This window comes from Mesorhizobium sp. WSM4307, assembly GCF_007003945.1.
Lineage (GTDB): Bacteria > Pseudomonadota > Alphaproteobacteria > Rhizobiales > Rhizobiaceae > Mesorhizobium.
Window position 1 is genome coordinate 12781 of sequence record NZ_VFTB01000020.1, and the last position, 16989, is coordinate 29769.

A 16989-nucleotide genomic window follows, 5' to 3' on the forward strand; every position below is an offset into this window, starting at 1 on the left:
ATGCGGATAACGTACGGCAAGTGCCTAGGAAATGCAGATTTTCCGCGACAAGAAGAAATCCTCGGGGAAAACAGCCTCTTGTGACGTGATACGAAGAGAAAGTATGCGGACAGGACGAATGCCTGATCCGTTCGAGGAATGCCTGTTTTGAAGGACTCGACGAGATGAAATATGAGAAGCCATTTCCGCCCGAGGAGTTTCGGCGTCGTGTTCATGACGTGAAGCAGCGGATGGAGCGAGCGGGGCTGGACTTGCTGATCTGCCAGGATCCCGCGAATATGTATTGGCTTACCGGCTTTGACGGCTATTCGTTCTACGTGCCTCAGGTGGTCTTAGTGCATCTCCAGTCGGACATGCCCCTCTGGTTCGGACGTTTCGTCGATGTAAATTCCGCTTATATAACGACGGATCTGCCTAGAGAAAATATAAGCTCATTTTCCGATCATAGACTTCAACATCCAGAATTACATCCATTTGACGATCTTTGCGAGCTTATCAATTCGCGCGGCTGGGGATCTGATCGAATCGGTGTCGAGCTTAACGCCCACTTCTATACTGCCCGAGCACATCAACATCTCGTCAAAGGCCTTCCGAATGCAAAATTCTCTGATAGCCGCGAATTAGTCAATTGGGCACGGCTTATAAAATCTGACCTTGAACTAGTCTACATGAGAGAAGCGGGCCACCTTGCAACGCATACGATGCAGACGGCAATCGCTAACCTAAGGCCTGGAGTGCCGCAACATGAGGTCGTCGCGGAGGTGTACCGGGCCCAGACACGAGGGGTGGACGGTAAATATGGCGACTCTAGCGGTCCTCCTCTTATCCAGACTAGCGAACAAACGAACGCTCCGCACCTCAGTTGGACCGAGGAGCCCTTGCCGACCTCTGGCCTGGTTCTCATGGAGTTCGGCGCCACCCGACGCCGCTACTGTGCGCCGCTGTGCCGCACCGTCCACATCGGAAAGCCACCCGCAGAGGTCTCGCGTCTTGCTGAGGTTATAGTGGAAGGCGGGGATGCTGTGCTCGAGATGGCAAAGCCTGGTACCGTCGTTGAGGAGCTTAATGCGGTGTGGCAAGATATCCTCAAGCGGAACGGGTATATCAAGATAGGCCGCTCCGGCTATTCAATCGGACTCAACTTCCCGCCGGAATGGGGCGAACGCACGGTTAGTATTCGCGCGGGCGACAAGACCATCCTACAACCAGGAATGTGCTTCCATTTTCAGTCGGGGGTTAGGCTCGAAGGGTTCGGCGCCGCCATCTCTGAATCATTTATTGTAACCGAAAGGGGCGGTGAGCGATTGGCAGATGTTGATCGCCGCTTGATCGTCGTGGACTAGGTGATTTGGATGTGACCCAAATCGTTTTGCGATCTCACTGGGTCCGTTCGAAGCCGGTTGAAATTTGTTTCTGCGGCGAGCGGATGAACGGATCTAGCTTAAGGACGGCGCTGTCTGAGAGGTGCGGCATGCCCAACCTCTGGGACAGGAGAATCTCGCCTAGCACATGAGTTCTCTGCATCAGCGGAGATTAAGATCCGTAGGCCGAAATGAGCCACCTGTGACGCGAGCGCGGCGTGAACGTTGCCCCATTCTACAAATGCGCGGATGACGCAAGAGGACTTAGCTTTTGAGGAGCATTGAGGACGAGTTTACGCGCGCCTGAAGCGGGCTCTTGCCAACCCTGCGCGCCGGTGGGAACGCGAGTATGGTCCGCCCCGTCCGTGCAACACGTCGCGACATCAGCACACGTTGTTCCCGATAGATGGCTCGGCAGCGAAGCTCGCCTTTTGCCCGGGGCTCGCTTCATCCTTTTCTGCTGTTTCGTGCGACTTCACCACTTCACCAAGTGAATGTCTGGGTTATCGCGGGGACCTCAATTTCGGGACCCCAAGACCTCCTTCCGAATGAAGTCGTCCGCGATGCCATCGTGTCTGAAGCGGTCGCGGTCACCCTGCACAGTGCCGGACGAAAGTAGCCTTGCGGCGAGTTCCGTCTAAGATTCGAGGCGGTTGCGCCTGCGTCAGTGCGCCTGATCGGTGTCGGTCGAGAACTTAATGCCACGAGGCCAGATCGGGAACTCGGGATCGGGAGATCGGCGCTGGAACCAACTACTTTCCGCGCCGCCGGCGACCAGCGCGACCTTCGCTCGCGGTCGCTAAGCCTCCTGGCAAGTGAAGTTGTGAGCCGTGTCCAATTCTACGCGAATTGGCTGCTGTTTGCAGGAATGCAGCTAAAGGGGCATCAACTGCGCTGCCGATCGGCGCTGTGGCAGCAATAACCTAAAGGCATCAGCATACCATTGGAGTCTTAGATGAGGGGTACGTCAATCACGGCATTACGCAGGCTCAAACGGCCAGACCTTTTGCGTGGTGATGCGTATCTGAACGGCGCCTGGCTCTCCAAATCAGATACTCTTGCCGTGTTTGATCCTGCCAGCGGTGACGAGATCGCTCAAGTTGCGGCTTGCGCAGACGCCGACGTTGACGACGCGGTCCATTGCGCAAGAGCAGCGTTCCTCAAGTGGCGCGACATGCTTCCGTTACAGCGTGGTGCATATCTGCGGAAATGGGCGGCAGGCATGCGGGAGAGCGCCGAAGACCTGGCTGTCATCATAACGGCCGAGCAAGGAAAACCGATTGCTGAAGCCCGCGGCGAAGTTTCATACGCTGCCGGCTTTTTAGATTGGTTTGCAGGGGAAGGGGAGCGGGCTTACGGCGAAACGATTCCCAGCCATCTCCCCGCAAGCAGGCTGGCCGTGCATTTGCAGCCGATCGGGGTGACTGTCGCCATTACGCCATGGAACTTCCCAGCGGCAATGATCACCAGAAAGGCTGGAGCTGCACTGGCCGCTGGCTGCACAATGATTGTAAAGCCGGCACCCGAAACGCCACTGTCGGCCCTCGCGCTTGCCCGCCTTGCCGGGGATGCTGGCATTCCGCCCGGCGTGTTTCAGGTGATCACGGGCGAAGCTCCGCCACTTGCCAAACGGCTGTTGTTGCATACCCACGTGCGTGCGTTCTCTTTTACGGGCTCCACCGAGGTCGGCAGAATCCTTCTCGAGCAATCCGCGAAGACAGTGAAGAAAGTCTCGCTCGAACTTGGCGGCAATGCTCCTTTCATCCTTTTCGGCGATGCGCCGATCAACGCTGCGGTCGCCGGTTGCATGGCAGCCAAGTTCGCGACATCCGGTCAGGACTGTCTCGCGGCAAACCGGATTTATGTGCAGCGAGAGATTTACGAGCATTTTACGGAAAAATTTGCCGAGGCCACCAGTAAACTAAAGGTCGGGCACGGATTGGAGCCAGGTGTCGACATCGGTCCGATGACAAAGACGTCTGGTGCTGACAAATGCAGGCACCAGGTTTCTGAGGCTCTAGCAGCCGGGGCTCGAATGGTAGCAGGCGCACAGCACAATTCGCTTGGCGGGAACTTCGTCACGCCGGCCGTGCTTGCTAATGTGACCGATGACATGGTGATTGCGAAGGACGAAACGTTTGGACCTGTCGCTGCAATCCTGCCCTTCGACGACGAACGGGAGGTGGTCGCGCGAGCCAACAATTCCGAGATGGGACTTGCGGCCTACGTCTATACCCAAGATCTCAACCGAGCCATGCGGCTCTCCGACCGGCTCGAATATGGCATGGTTGCCGTGAATACTCCAAAATTTACGGGGCCGGGCATTCCGTTCGGCGGCTGGAAACAATCCGGCCTTGGTCGCGAGGGCTCAAGGCACGGTCTTATCGAATATCTCGAACCCAAATACCTCTGCATCGGCAACATCGCGGCCTGAAAGGAAGCATTCAATGACCATCAACATCAAAGAGATCACCGAAAAGGACCGCAACTCGGTCTTGCATCCTTTCACTCAGCTTAAAGATTTCGCCACTGGCAAGCTCGGCGACCCAACGATCGTGGTGACAGGGAAGGGGATCCGCATCCAGGACGCGCATGGCAACCAATTTATCGATGGCTTTGCCGGCCTATACTGCGTCAATGTCGGGTATGGCCGCACGGAAGTCGCCGATGCGATCTCGCGTCAGGCCTATCGCTTGGCGTATTACCACTCCTATGCGGCGCACACGACCGACGAGCTTGCGATCCTCTCCGATCGCCTTGTGAAGATGGCGCCGGGCAAGATGAGCAAGGTGTTCTATGGCATGTCCGGCTCGGATGCGAACGAGACCCAGGCCAAGCTTGTTTGGTACTACAACAACCTGCGTGGCAAGCCGACCAAAAAGAAGATCATCTCCCGTGAACGCGGCTATCACGGCTGCAGCGTCGTGTCGGGCTCGATGACGGGCATGAGCTTTTATCACGACCACATGGACCTGCCACTTCCGCAGATTGTTCACACGGGTGTTCCACATCATTACTGGGGCGCAACCCCGGGCGAAACCGAGCGCGAATTCTCCGCTCGCCGCGCCGCCGAGCTTGATCAGTTGATCGAGCGGCTCGGCCCGGACAACGTCGGCGCCTTCATTGGCGAGCCCGTCCTCGGCACAGGTGGTATCACGCCTCCGCCGGAAGGCTATTGGGAAGCGGTACAGACGGTCCTCAAAAAACATGATGTGCTGCTGATTGCCGATGAAGTGATCACAGGGTTCGGCCGCACCGGTTCCATGTTCGGCTCACAGCACTATGGCATCGAGCCAGACCTCATCACGATCGCTAAAGGTTTGACGTCGGCCTACTTCCCGCTTTCAGCGGCAATCGTCGGTGAGAAGGTGTATAAAGTCCTGGAGGATGGAGCCGACAAGGTCGGGGCATTCTCGCACGGCTACACCTACTCTGGTCATCCGATCGGCGCCGCCGCGGCCAACGCGGTCCTCGATATTGTCGAGAAAGAAGACCTCCCCGGCAATGCGCGTGACGTCGGCGCGTTTTTCCAGGCGCAGTTGCAGGAGAGGTTCGCGCAGTTGCCGATCGTCGGCGAAGTGCGGGGCGTCGGTCTTATGGGCGCAATCGAGTTCGTTGCCGATCGCGACAATCGGAAGCGTTTCGATCCGGCGCTCAAGGTAGGTGCGCGAATCTCGAAGGCCGCCCGTGACCGTGGTCTTATCGCTCGGGCCATGCCGCACGGGGACATTTTGGGCTTTGCTCCGCCGCTGGTTACAACCAAAGCTGAGGCGGAGGAGATTGTTGCAATCGCAGAAAGCGCCGTGCGCTCGGTTATGGATGAGCTTGTTCGCGAGAGTGAGAAAATCTGAATGAGTTGGGCCATCTTGTCGTAATCAAGGCGCAAACTCAAGCGACGGCCTGATCGGCTTGCGGGGCTGCCAGCTGAGCTGGTGCCGCGTTCCGCTCATTGAGTTTTCGGCGGAATTCAATGCAGACACTGCTCAGGAGGAACTGGTGGCCAATTCGACCGCACTCAATCCCTGGGAATGGCCTGAAAGCCATTGGCGGCGGCGCATCAACAAAGTCAGAGCGGGCAAGGCACTAAGACCAATGTGGCCCGGCGGTAAACGCTGTGCCTTCGCCATCTCGTTCGACGTCGATCATGAGTCGAACGAATTGCGCAGGGGAGGGCGATCGCTAAGCAGATTATCCTGGGGTCAGTACGGGAGCCGACGAGGGATGCCTCGGGCTTTGGAACTCTTGAGAAAGTACGACGTTCCGGCGAGTTTTTTCGTTCCCGCTGTGATCGCTCAGTTGTATCCAGACGAGCAACGCGCAGTTGTCGATGAAGGCCATGAAATTGGCATGCACGGCTGGATACACGAGCTAAACTCGGAACTGAGCGCAGAGAGCGAGCGCTCTTTAATGATGAGGAGTGCCGACACTCTTGAAAAAATCACTTCCAAACGCCCGACGGGAATTCGAACGCCTTCCTGGGATTTTTCCGACGCAACTCTACGGATCATACGTGAAACCGGATTGACATACGACTCATCCCTTATGGCCGATGATAGTTGCTATGAGCTGCTGGAAGACGAGGAACCCACGGGAGTGATTGAAATACCGGTCGAATGGATTCGAGACGATGCCACTTATCTTTGGATGAGTCCCGATGGGTCTTCACGGCCAGATTTATCAGTCGACGACGTGCTTTCTGTATTTATTCGGGAGTTCGAAGGGGCCTATCAAGATGCCGATTTATTTCAGCTGACTCTGCATCCACACGTCATTGGATATCGCTCACGGATCTGGATCGTAGAAGAATTAATTCGACGCGCCAAAGCAAAGGGTGACGTTTGGTTCGCCACACATCATCAGGTCGCCGAGCGTGCGTCCTCATGTCTCTGAAAACTCTCAGACAGGAACGCCGGTAGAGTGCGGTGTTCTTGGGGCGGCGCAAGCCGTCCTGCGCCTCGACCGTTGCGGCGGTCACCAATGGATTTGGAATGACGCGGATCATCCGCTGTCCGGTATTCGCTTTCAGAGCGGGTACAGTGGGAGTTCTTATCTTGGAGGAGGACTACAATCTTGATTGACACGACCTTTGCCGGAAAAACGGTGCTGATTACCGGCGGGTGGCGCGCTTGGCCCGGCCAGTGCCAAACTGCTGGCGGCGGGTGGAGCGGATTTGGTGTTGGCTGACCTGTCGCAAGAGGCTCTGGACCAAACTCTGGCCGCCTGTCCTGGTGCCCGTTGAGTTGTCTGCGACGTGACCGATCCGGCGATGCTGGAAGGGCTGGTCGACCTCGCCCGCGAGAGCTTTGGCCGGCCGGTTGAGGGCTTGGTCGCGGCCGCTGGCATTACGGTGCGATGAAGCGGCTGATAGACGTGAAGGGTACGAAGCCATGTTCAGCTTCAACGTCGGGGCCATTTGGCGAATCTGCAAGCTGCATCCCGCAGATGCGCGAGCTTGGCCGCGGATCGGTGGTGCTCTTCAGCTCGACTGCTGGTCTGCAGGCCTCGAAGGACGTGCCGATCTATTCGGTGACCAAGGCGGCGGTTGTGATGATGACTCGCACGCTGGCGCTGAACCACGCGGCAGAAATATCCGCGCAAACTGTGTCTGCCCCGGAACCATCGCCAGCCGTTGGCCGAGGCCGGCGTCGCCTTCGCCCGGGGAGAAGCGGCACAGGTCGAGCGCCGGACGAAGATCATCGCTGCGCATCCGATGGGCCGAATGGGGTTGCCGTCCGAGGTGGCGACAGCTGTCGGCTATCTGCTGGACGATGCGGCGGGCTTCACCATCGGCGCCGCGCTTACGGTCGACGGAGGCAGCCTTGCCTAAGCTCCGGTCAGAAACACTGTCGTCGTCACCGGCGCGGCGCGCGGGATCGGTGCCGCAACAGCGGCGTGGCTTGGCTCGGAAGAGGCGTGGGTGTTGCTAGTGGATGTTCTGGATAAAGTGCACGACACAGCTGCGGGCCTTGGCCAGACGGCGCTCGTCTGCGATCTGGCCATGCCCGACGCCGCAGGGCGGGTTCTGGCCGCCTTGGATGCCGCAAGGATCGAGACGCTCGACGTCCTCGTGAACAATGCCGGCATTGGCGGTTCGAAGTCGCTCGCCGATACTGACGATGCCTTTTGTTCCCGCTGATCGATATCAACTTGCGTGCAGTCATCAGCCTGACCCGCGAGTTGCGGCCGCGGATGCGCCAGCCGGGCGGGCGGATCATTAATGTCAGCTCGATCCTCGGGCTTACGGGCTATCCCGGAACGGTAGGCTATTCGGTGGCCAAGGCCGGGATCGCGTATCTCACGCTCCAGCAGGCCGGCGAGCAGGGCCTGTAGGGTATAACCGTGAATGCGGTGGCGCCCGGCGTGGTCCCCACCGACATGACTCGAGCGCTGCACGTACGCAGCTACCAACGCCTGATGGTCGCGCCAATCCGCTCGAGCGCGTCTCCTCGCCGGAGGAGCAGGCGGCGGTGATCGCCTTCCTGCTTCGGACGACGCGTTCTACGTCTCGGGCGCAGTGATCCCCGTCGACGGCGGCTCCCGCCTGTCACAGTAGAGAAGAATAGCGCAATTTAAGCCTATACACAGGATGGCCCTGCAATTCCCGGATGCAGACCGACTCTGCCGGTAACCGGTTCCGGTGGTCGATCCTGTTAGCGGCGCCATTACCCGGCGCACATTTGATCGCGGTGGTGGGCAAGTTGAATTTACCCTTCGCGCGCTTCCCAGCGATCAATATGGCAGTGTCGTACTGCTCGGTCATTGTCGCAACGGTCGCGTTCAGCGTCGGCGCGAACCACAGCGCCTTGGCCACACCAGGTTGTAGCAGACGGATCGCCTCAGTGACCCGCCGAAGAAGCTGAGGCCGTCAATCCAGTCGGGCAGCTTTTGAGTCAGAGTTGGCAAAGGCTGCTCGAACTGAACGACTGTTGAGGAAAGCCTTTGCAGGCGCGGCGGGCGCGAGCACCGCGGGGAGCCGCAAAAAGGCACGCGGAGAGCTCTGCTGAGGCTGCAGTCAACTCAGCGTCCTTGGGAGCATATTGAAGTAGTATTTGCCCATCTCTCCCTGTTATGGCGATTTGAGAAGCAAAAAGCCCGTTCAGCGTTTAGCTTGGAGAATGTGCCCACTGCACTGCTCGCCCGCGAATCACCGATATTATGCAGATTTAGGAGCTCGACGCCGATCTCCTGCATTTGTTGGCGAGGATTGCTGGAAGAGTACCCATTCAATGCACTAAAATCCTGGAGTGGTCTGATCCTCATATTGTAAGTGTAGGCTGGCCTGATGCGGCTGGTTCCAAGTCTTCACAAAGGTTCCAACTACGCCTCCTCCCAAGGCGCATCGGCCCGGCAGCGAGTTCAATCTCCTGCCGGGCGTTGTAACTATTTGCGCACATTGGCCGATTCGGACCTTCAACGGGTTGGGCGGCTGCTGGCTGTCGGAGCAATGTAAAACTGGCTCATAGGCAAGAGTTAGATTGATGAGCAGTCTTGCGGACCAAGTCGCCGATCCAAATTCGCCAGGAGCATTTGCGCCCCTCAGAAATCCGAGCTTTCGTTCAATCTGGTTCGCCACGCAGGTCAGCTCGCTCGGCTGGTTGATGCAGACTGTTGCCATCAGCTGGCTGATGGCTACGATTTCGACTTCCGATCTGATGGTCGCGCTGGTTCAGGCTTCTTCAAACCTGCCAGCGTTCATCTTATCCGTCTTCGCCGGGGCCTTGGCTGATAATTTCAGCCGGCGCCGGGTCATGTTCGCCGGCCGGTGCCTTATGGTATTGGCATCTGCGATGCTGACGGCTTTTGTGGTGCTGGGCTTTGTCGATCCGTGGATGATCCTCGGCTTCAGCTTCTTGATCGCATGCGGCGGCGCTCTCCACGATCCAGCCTGGCAGGCCTCGGTTGGCGATATGGTGAACCGACGCGACGTTCCCGCCGCCGTCACGCTCCTCTCCGTTGGCTTCAACACTGTTCGGACCGTAGGCCCGGCGCTCGGTGGCATAGTAGTTGCCTCTTTTGGGCTGATGACGGCTTTCGCCGTAACCAGTCTTACCTATCTGGTCCCTTTGGTAACCATATGGCGCTGCAAGTGGATGGTTCGCTCATCACCTCTCCCACGTGAGTCGATGAGGACGGCGATCTATGACGGGCTACGCTTCACGGCGATGTCGTCGGAGATTAAGACGGCGATCACTCGCGGAACCCTCTTTGGTCTGGCGAGCATCGCCATTCTCGCGCTGCTGCCGCTGGTTGTCCGCGACCAGCTGGGAGGCGGACCGCTCGCCTATGGCACGCTCATGGCCGGATTCGGGACAGGCGCCGTCTTCGCCGGCATCTCGAACAGCGTGTTCAGACGGAGCTTGTCACAAGAGCGGCTGATGACGCTCGCATGCGTCGCCTGCGCGGCATGCTCCCTTTCGCTTGCGCTGACTTCTTCGATTGCAGTGGCGGCAATTGCACTCGCCATGGGTGGCGCGGGCTGGGTCACCGCCTGGTCCGGGGTCGGCGTGACCGTGCAACTGGCAAGCCCGCGCTGGGTCGTGGGGCGCACCATCTCGATTTACTATGCATTGATCGATGGCGGCATCGCAGCGGGCAGTTGGGTGTGGGGCACGGTGGCCCAGAACCATTCACTGACCTTGGCACTGGAGGGCTCCGCTGGAGCCCTTCTGCTGGTCGCCGCCACGGGCCTCCTGTTTCCCCTTCGCGAGCGCCGCGAATCCGATCCAGATGCTTTGGAGGACTTCGACGCACCGGCAGTCGCCCTCAATCTCAAGCCAAGAAGCGGTCCCATCGTGGTCAAAGTCGAGTACCTAGTGCCCGAGGAAAATCGCGAAGCATTCCTGGAACTCATGCGGGCGCGCCGGCATGTGCACAGTCGCGTCGGCGCTCGTCATTGGACTCTCCAGCGCAACCTTCAGGAGCCTATGCAATGGATAGAGACATTCCGCACGCCGACCTGGACCGACTACCTTCGCCTGAACCATCGTCTCACGGAAGCAGACAAGGAATTGGGTAAACAAGTGCTGAAATTGCATGCAGGACAGCTTCCGCCTAAAATCATGCTTTTTATCGAGCGACCAACAAGCTCGGCCCTAAAGTCCGATGAATCAGCACGTTATTTTCTCCGACACTGACTCTTCGAGGTTAACCCCTTGTATCTGCACGCAGAGGACTTTGTGCGATGGAAGCGACTGAGCCTCGAACCGGATGGCCATCCGGTTCGAAGCAAGGCGAAGTCGCCCGACACCCCTCCGGCCACAACCGTGGGTGAGCCTGGGATCTTCGCCTTCGTCACGTACGACCGAATAGTCGCTTGGCTCCAATCGCACGCACAAGGCAGGTTACCGTGAACAAGACTATCTGTGGAGTGGATGTTTCGAAAGACTGGCTCGATACCCATGTCGTGCCGAGCGGAGCGGCGGGCCGCTTTCGCAACGATGCGGCAGGCATAGCCGAGCTTGCTGCCTGGTGTTAGGTCAATGGTGTCGAGCTCGTCGTCATGGAGGCCAGTGGCGGCTACGAACGGCTTCCCTTCCTGCTGTCGTGGGAGTTGGGAGTAGCCTGCGGCATGGCCAATGCGAGGAGCGTACGCTGATTCGCCGAGGCGATGGGCTTCCTGGAGAAGACCGACAGGATCGACGCCGCCGTCATCGCCCGCTATAGCGAGGTCAAACGGCTGCAGCCGACGCTGCCGCCGAGCGCGGCCCAGCAGCGGCTCAAGGCGCTGGTCGCCCGGCTTTCCCAGGTAACCGCCGATCTCACCGTCCAGAAGCAGCGCAAGAGCGCTGCCACTGATGCCGATACCATTGCCTGCGTATTCCGATGAAGCCGGCCACCGATTCCGATTTGAAGCCGGCCAGTCATTCCGATTTCATTCCGGCCAGCATTCCGATTTGAAGGCGGCCATTTTTCGGTCTGATCCTGGGTCTCGTTGATGTTTGGGTTGGGTTTTGTTTCAGGTCAAGCTGACGGATAAGCCCGAAAGCGGCACCATGCAAGAATACAATAGGTCCACCGGTTCCATTCTCGCAATACAAAGTCGCGACGGCCCCAATCAATATGCAATGTTCGGTGATCATTGTTTCCTCAGCAAAAGCGAGCCAGATCGGTCTGCATTATGCATATGGGAAGCGAGGCTTCTGGTATTTACTTCATAAGCGTAGCAGCGTCTACAGGCCTTTTGCGCCAATTGCCCCCTAGCCGAACGCAGGAATTCGGCGTAGGCGCCCCAGTTCTTCAACCGCGAATTTGCAGGAAATTCCTAAACAAGCGCGGTGACCGTCTAGTGCATCAAGTTACGCGCGGAGCATCCTCCCCAATGCCTGCATCTGCGGCCTTCTAATCCGATCAATGTGGTCGCAAGCGGGGTGCGACCCGAAGCGCGCAATCACCATCTCCGCCTTTGGCGCTATGTACAGGTTCTGGCCGTAAAGGCCCCGACCTTCAATAGCATCAAGCTCGTCGTGTGATACCCACCATTGGCTTCGGTATGTATAGCCGAATGGGAGGTCCGGCTTGGCGGGGTGGTCGAGATCTTGAAGGTCGTAGACAACACTCGCGGGAACCAGTTGCTTGCCATTACACGAGCCTTCACATCGCATCAGCTCGCCGAAACGCGCCAAGTCGCGCAACGTCACATTGAGTCCGCTATGCGCCCTCGGCATACCGTTTGTCGGGTCGATCTCGACATAGGCGTCTTCTTCGCAGCCCAGTGGCAACCATAAGCGCTCCTCCAACAGTTGTGCGAACGACCGGCCCGTTGCGCGCGACATAACCCAAGCCATAACATTGGTATCGACGCCTTTGTAGACAAATTTGCCGTGCGCCCCTTCCTTTCGTATGGTACGCAGGTATTCGCATCTATATGACTTGTCTACACTTGTGTAATCTTCAGTAAAAGCAACGTTAGTTTGCATGTCCATGACTTGGCGGAGCGTTGCATCTTCCCACCCTGTACCTCGTAATTCCGGCACAAACTGCGATATTGTCTTCCTGTCGTCGAGAATGCCCTCATGCACCAACGCCGCGGCTAGGGTGCCCGCATACGATTTGGTGATTGACTGACACGAATGTTGTACGTGCGGCGCGAGTGCGCCGAAGTATCGTTCGTATATGATCCGCCCCCGATGCAGGACCAAAATGCCGTCGGTGTAGGTGTCGAATAGCGCCTCCTCGAACCGGTTGGTGCGGTCGTCCATGTCGACGAACGTGAGCCCATCGATTTCGGTAGACCTGTTGCTGCACTCAAGCTGCGACGGTCCGCCCCGCCCTCGCCACACTTGGACTGTGGGCCGCAGCTCACGCATATGCGATAGCGACCAGCGAAGCTGAGGAAAGGTCCAAACAGTTTCATTCTCGAATGTTACACGCTTGTCTGGCGGCGGCGGCGCACCGCGCATCCAGCCAAATTCGCGAGGATCCGATGCACGGCCGTCCAGGTATTGCTGTCCGTCGAATTCGAGTACGCTCTCCGACGCGTTACCGACGGTTTGCCGTTGTTTGAATTCTGTCATACATGGGATCCAATTTCATGCCTAGGCGCCCCCGGCGCCAGCTGGCTATCGAGAGTTGCGACCCAACCTCGGGAGTTCGGACTGGACTAAATCACAACATGTTATGATCATAGCAGCGGCAGGCGCGCATTCTATGCGAAATGTCCTCGACAACGCAGCAAATCAGCGTTGTATTGCGGCCGGCGCATACTTGCGGCCCCGCTCTCGCGTGGCAAGTAGGACCTAACTTGCCGAACGCTTCCAGCTACAAGAGGCATGAGCCATCATGCGCAGTATGCCGAGTACATCTCGATTAAACCGGGTCCGAACGGGTTGACAATTGTAACGCGTCTCCGCTGTCCGAGCTACGATGAGTCAAAAATTCTCTGGTCTATCAACGATGTTGACCCAGAGGGATACGTGCGAACTCGCAAGGCAAGAAATCGCGAAATGGCATGGGCGACTCTGCATGTTGGCGACGCGATAGTGGATAACGCCGTCGCCTTCGTAGGTGGGCTCGGCTTGAGTCGTCGCATGCGACGTCTCGAAGCAACCGCCCTGGTCAATAGCGACGTCGACCAGCTCCGAGCCCTTCTTCATGCCGGACATCATTTCGCGGGTGACGAGCTTTGGCGCGGCAGCACCGGCGATCAGCACGGCCCCGACCACGATGTCGGCAGAGAAGCATTCTTCCTCGAGCGCCCCGACGGTTGAGTAGCGGGTGCGCACACGGCCGGCGAAGAGGTCGTCGAGATTAGGGAGGTCGAGATTAGGGAGGTCGAGATTAGGGAGAGAGAGGGGCTTGGACCGCAGTTCCCACGTGACCAGAGTCAGCCCTGCAAGGTGTAATTCAACGCGCCAGTCCAGTTTAGATCCTTCCAAACAAGACGTCTTGTGGCGATGCAATCTGCAGCCTTCGGAGTCCAGCGAGTTGGCGAGTTCGCCGACCTCTCTGAGGCCAGGGTATCCGTGCTTTGTGAAATCGCCAGAGCGATCCGGCGAAAGCCAAGGGTAGTTCGCAGGAAACCTGCATCATCGAACTCGATTTCGCTGAATGCCAACAATGCAGAGCGATAAGGTGTCGTTCGTTAAATGACGGACCGGGATGGGTCCAATCAGCAGGGAGCAATGGCGCACCGCTAAGACACTCCTCTCGGTGGCGACGAAGGTAGCTTTCAAGAAAATAAGAACGAGAAAAAAGGGAACTATAGATGAACAATCATGTAACGACGGTCGTAGTTGCAGTCTCCATGGCGGTTGCGTCGATGTCTTTGTCAGCCAAGGCTTGCGCCGGCGAAGTCCTTGATCGTGTGCTCGCGGCACAGACATTGACGGTAGCGGTCGGGTCCGACTGGGGAGCCTTGTCTCACTTGAACGACCAACATGAACTCGACGGTGATGATGTAGAGGTCGCGAAGGGCATTGCGGACTACTTGGGCGTGAAGATCAAATTCGTGACCCCGGGCTGGGATATCATTCAGGCAGGCCAGTGGGGGGGGCGTTGGGACATGGCCATGGGTCAAATGACGCCGACCAACGATCGCGCCAAAAAATTCGCCTTCCCGGCCATGTACTTCTACGAAGGCGAAGTCGCTGTCGTTCACAAGGATAGCAAAGCGACGAAGCCTTCCGACCTGGAGGGCAAGATCGTCGGCGTCCGAGCGGGAACTCTTGGCGATTTGTATGCCAATCACAAGCTCACACCGGCATGGATCGGCGCTAAGCCAATACAATATCAATTTACAGCGGGCCAAGTGAAGGCTTATCCAAGTGCTAACTCTCTTACGCTTGACGACCTGCGCCTCGGCGATGGTGTTCGTCTCGATGGCGTCATTACTGAAGGAACGACGGCGGCTGCGGCAATCAAATCTGGCTATCCATTGAAGGTTATTGGCGATCCCTTATTCTACGCCCCGGGCGCTGTCACAATCGAGCGTGGCGATAAGGAGTTTATCGACAAGGTCGCTGCCGCGGTCAAGAAGATGAAGGATGACGGCACTCTTGCTAAACTCTCGGTCAAGTGGTTCGGGGGGGATTTCAGCGTCGATAAATAACATGACACAATCGTGGGCGTCCCCTTCCCGGGGGCGCCTCTTCTTAGGAAGAAAATGCTTATGCTTTACCACGATACAGTTGAATCTGAGGTGCTCGTCCACAAGCCATGGTTTATCGGCTGCATATTTGCAATTGTGCTCGCGGTTTTTCTTATCTTCAACGTAGCGGGCACCACGATGGGCGAACTCCTACGGCCCGTGATTGGCGATCACGCACAAGTGAAGTTTTACAGTCGCATTGCGATCGCTTTTGTAATTGCCGCAATGTTCTGCCTCAACCTCGTGCTGATTGGTTTTGTCCCGCTCAAAATCCAAATCGGGATCGTATGGTTTGAGTTGGTGCTACTGTTCCTTTCGCTCTTCGCGGCATTTGACTTAAGCATGCCATTTATTTGGGCAAACCTGCCATTTCTAATTACGCAGGGGGTAGTTACTACAGTTTACGTATCAGCGATGTCACTGCTATTTGCGTCGGCTATCGCAATAATCGGCGCGATTGCGAAACTGTCAAGCAACGGCATGGCTTACGCGATAGTCAGCTTCTACACTTCATGCTTCCGGGGTCTGCCGCTTCTCATGCAGGTTTATCTGATCTACATGGGCTTGCCCCAGGTAGGTTACGTTATTAATGCCGTGCCTGCAGGCGTGTTGGCGCTTTCGCTATGCAGTGGTGCCTACATGACGGAGATCTTCCGTTCGGGCATAGCCAGCATCGATCGCGGCCAGTGGGAGGCATCCCGGTCATTAGGTTTCGGCTTTGCGCTCACAATGCGCAGAATCATTCTGCCGCAAGCGCTTCCGGTTATCATTCCCCCGATGGGAAACACGTTCATCTCAATGCTCAAAGACAGCTCTCTCGTTTCGGTTCTTGGCGTTTGGGAGCTGACGTATCTAGCTCACTCACTCGGCCAGCCAACCTTCCATACTATGGAGATGCTAGTAACAGCGGCAATGATTTATTGGATTTTATCCGCCTGCCTGGAACTGGTCCAATCCCGGATCGAGGACCATTTTGCCAGAAGTAAGAAGCGATGATCGTGAATTCATTGGTCAAGCTAAAAAAGACGTCTAAGTTGGTTCGGCCATTTTCAAGGCACTTACAGATGCGCCAATGAACAAGAGAGATGCAATATTGAGCGACGAAGTCATCGAAGCTAAGAATGTATCCAAATGGTATGGTGCCTTCAGAGCACTAACTGACATCAACCTAACCGTCCGCAAGGGCGAACGTATCGTCATCTGTGGGCCCTCAGGCTCGGGAAAGTCGACGCTGATCCGTTGCGTCAATCGGCTCGAAGCGCACCAGGATGGCGAGATTACCGTCACTGGGATTAGGTTACATAACAAAATGCGCAACGTAGCTGAAGTTCGCAAAAGCGTCGGCATGGTTTTTCAGCACTTTAATCTTTTCCCGCACATGACCGTGCTGATGAACTGTATGGCGGCGCCGATGTGGATAAAGGGCGTTCCAGAGGGTGAGGCTAGAAAGATCGCGCTTAAATTCCTAGAGCGCGTGCGCATTCCCGAACAGGCGAACAAATATCCGGCTCAGCTCTCCGGGGGACAGCAGCAGCGCGTCGCAATTGCCCGGTCCCTCTGTATGGAGCCTGCAGTCATGCTCTTCGATGAGCCGACCTCCTCGCTCGATCCAGAGATGGTCGCTGAAGTGCTCGAGACTGTGACCGGACTCGCACGCGACGGCATGACCATGGTATGCGTCACCCACGAGATGGGCTTTGCGCGCGCCGTGGCCGATCGAGTAATCTTCATGGATCGAGGTGAGATCGTCGAAGAGGGTACACCGCACGACTTCTTCAGAAACCCGCAGCACGAAAGAACGAAATTGTTTCTCAGCCAGATCTTGTCGCATTGAGGGAGCCATCCTTCAACGAGGCCGTTCGACCGAGTTACTGTGTATCGAATGCGTTGCCTCAGGCCAGCGAGACAACATGTGCGGATATTGTATTCGTACGTATTGGCTGACATACATCAGAGCGTTCTCGGCAAGCGCCTCGTTCCCGGAAGCGCGAGAGTAGGATCCCGCTGAGCTTGTGCGCAGCCCACCGTGCCAGTTCGCGTCCA

At 57.2% G+C, this 16989-nt stretch carries 11 protein-coding genes and 4 pseudogenes; 12 read left to right on the forward strand and 3 right to left on the reverse strand.

The window, feature by feature from the left end; translation table 11 throughout:
• The first annotated feature begins 164 nt into the window (after positions 1 to 164).
• The 7 genes and pseudogenes from FJV83_RS33790 (at position 165) to FJV83_RS37625 (ending at position 7691) form a co-directional block, all read left to right on the forward strand.
• Entirely contained in the window at positions 165 to 1343 is a 1179-nt protein-coding gene (locus FJV83_RS33790) for a Xaa-Pro peptidase family protein (protein WP_063169327.1), read from the forward strand.
• 973 nt (positions 1344 to 2316) lie between these two features.
• Positions 2317 to 3795 (forward strand): NAD-dependent succinate-semialdehyde dehydrogenase, encoded by a 1479-nt coding sequence (locus FJV83_RS33795; RefSeq protein ID WP_063169326.1) that lies wholly within the window; start codon positions 2317 to 2319, stop codon positions 3793 to 3795.
• 13 nt (positions 3796 to 3808) lie between these two features.
• Positions 3809 to 5212, forward strand: a complete 1404-nt coding sequence (locus tag FJV83_RS33800; RefSeq protein WP_063169325.1) for an aspartate aminotransferase family protein — start codon at positions 3809 to 3811, stop codon at positions 5210 to 5212.
• Positions 5213 to 5357: 145 nt separating this feature from the next.
• The gene (locus FJV83_RS33805) at positions 5358 to 6251 is read left to right on the forward strand and encodes a polysaccharide deacetylase (protein WP_224570030.1); all 894 of its coding nucleotides are present in this window, start codon (positions 5358 to 5360) and stop codon (positions 6249 to 6251) included.
• A gap of 739 nt (positions 6252 to 6990) precedes the next feature.
• On the forward strand, positions 6991 to 7188 hold the full coding sequence (locus FJV83_RS37615; protein ID WP_063169323.1) for an SDR family oxidoreductase: 198 nt from the start codon (positions 6991 to 6993) through the stop codon (positions 7186 to 7188).
• 27 nt (positions 7189 to 7215) lie between these two features.
• Positions 7216 to 7497: pseudogene (locus FJV83_RS37620) on the forward strand (SDR family NAD(P)-dependent oxidoreductase); the annotation flags it as partial.
• A complete protein-coding gene (locus FJV83_RS37625; RefSeq protein ID WP_199489648.1) occupies positions 7485 to 7691 on the forward strand; it encodes an SDR family oxidoreductase in 207 nt (68 codons plus the stop codon). The pseudogene FJV83_RS37620 and the gene FJV83_RS37625, both read left to right, overlap by 13 nt.
• Positions 7692 to 8091: 400 nt before the next feature.
• Here the strand turns inward: FJV83_RS37625 and FJV83_RS37335 are convergent.
• Positions 8092 to 8258, reverse strand: a pseudogene (locus tag FJV83_RS37335) (IS21 family transposase); the annotation flags it as partial.
• A gap of 581 nt (positions 8259 to 8839) precedes the next feature.
• Here FJV83_RS37335 and FJV83_RS33820 point away from each other — a divergent pair.
• Positions 8840 to 10495 (forward strand): MFS transporter, encoded by a 1656-nt coding sequence (locus tag FJV83_RS33820; protein ID WP_063169321.1) that lies wholly within the window; start codon positions 8840 to 8842, stop codon positions 10493 to 10495.
• Positions 10496 to 10764: 269 nt separating this feature from the next.
• A pseudogene (locus tag FJV83_RS33825) lies at positions 10765 to 11151 on the forward strand (transposase); the annotation flags it as partial.
• 505 nt (positions 11152 to 11656) lie between these two features.
• On the opposite strand, the gene FJV83_RS33830 reads toward FJV83_RS33825, so the two are convergent.
• Positions 11657 to 12874, reverse strand: coding sequence for a serine hydrolase (locus FJV83_RS33830; protein ID WP_063169320.1), 1218 nt, complete (start codon positions 12872 to 12874; stop codon positions 11657 to 11659).
• 354 nt (positions 12875 to 13228) lie between these two features.
• Positions 13229 to 13606: pseudogene (locus FJV83_RS33835) on the reverse strand (alanine dehydrogenase); the annotation flags it as partial.
• 458 nt (positions 13607 to 14064) lie between these two features.
• Between FJV83_RS33835 and FJV83_RS33840 the strand changes: the two are divergent.
• The 3 genes from FJV83_RS33840 to FJV83_RS33850 all read left to right on the forward strand — a co-directional run bounded on the left by FJV83_RS33840 (position 14065) and on the right by FJV83_RS33850 (position 16780).
• Entirely contained in the window at positions 14065 to 14907 is an 843-nt protein-coding gene (locus FJV83_RS33840) for a transporter substrate-binding domain-containing protein (protein WP_063169318.1), read from the forward strand.
• A gap of 60 nt (positions 14908 to 14967) precedes the next feature.
• On the forward strand, positions 14968 to 15942 hold the full coding sequence (locus FJV83_RS33845) for an amino acid ABC transporter permease (RefSeq protein ID WP_063170377.1): 975 nt from the start codon (positions 14968 to 14970) through the stop codon (positions 15940 to 15942).
• A gap of 94 nt (positions 15943 to 16036) precedes the next feature.
• Positions 16037 to 16780: an amino acid ABC transporter ATP-binding protein gene (locus FJV83_RS33850; protein ID WP_135921822.1), complete on the forward strand. Its 744-nt coding sequence runs from the start codon at positions 16037 to 16039 to the stop codon at positions 16778 to 16780.
• The last annotated feature ends 209 nt before the right edge of the window (positions 16781 to 16989 follow it).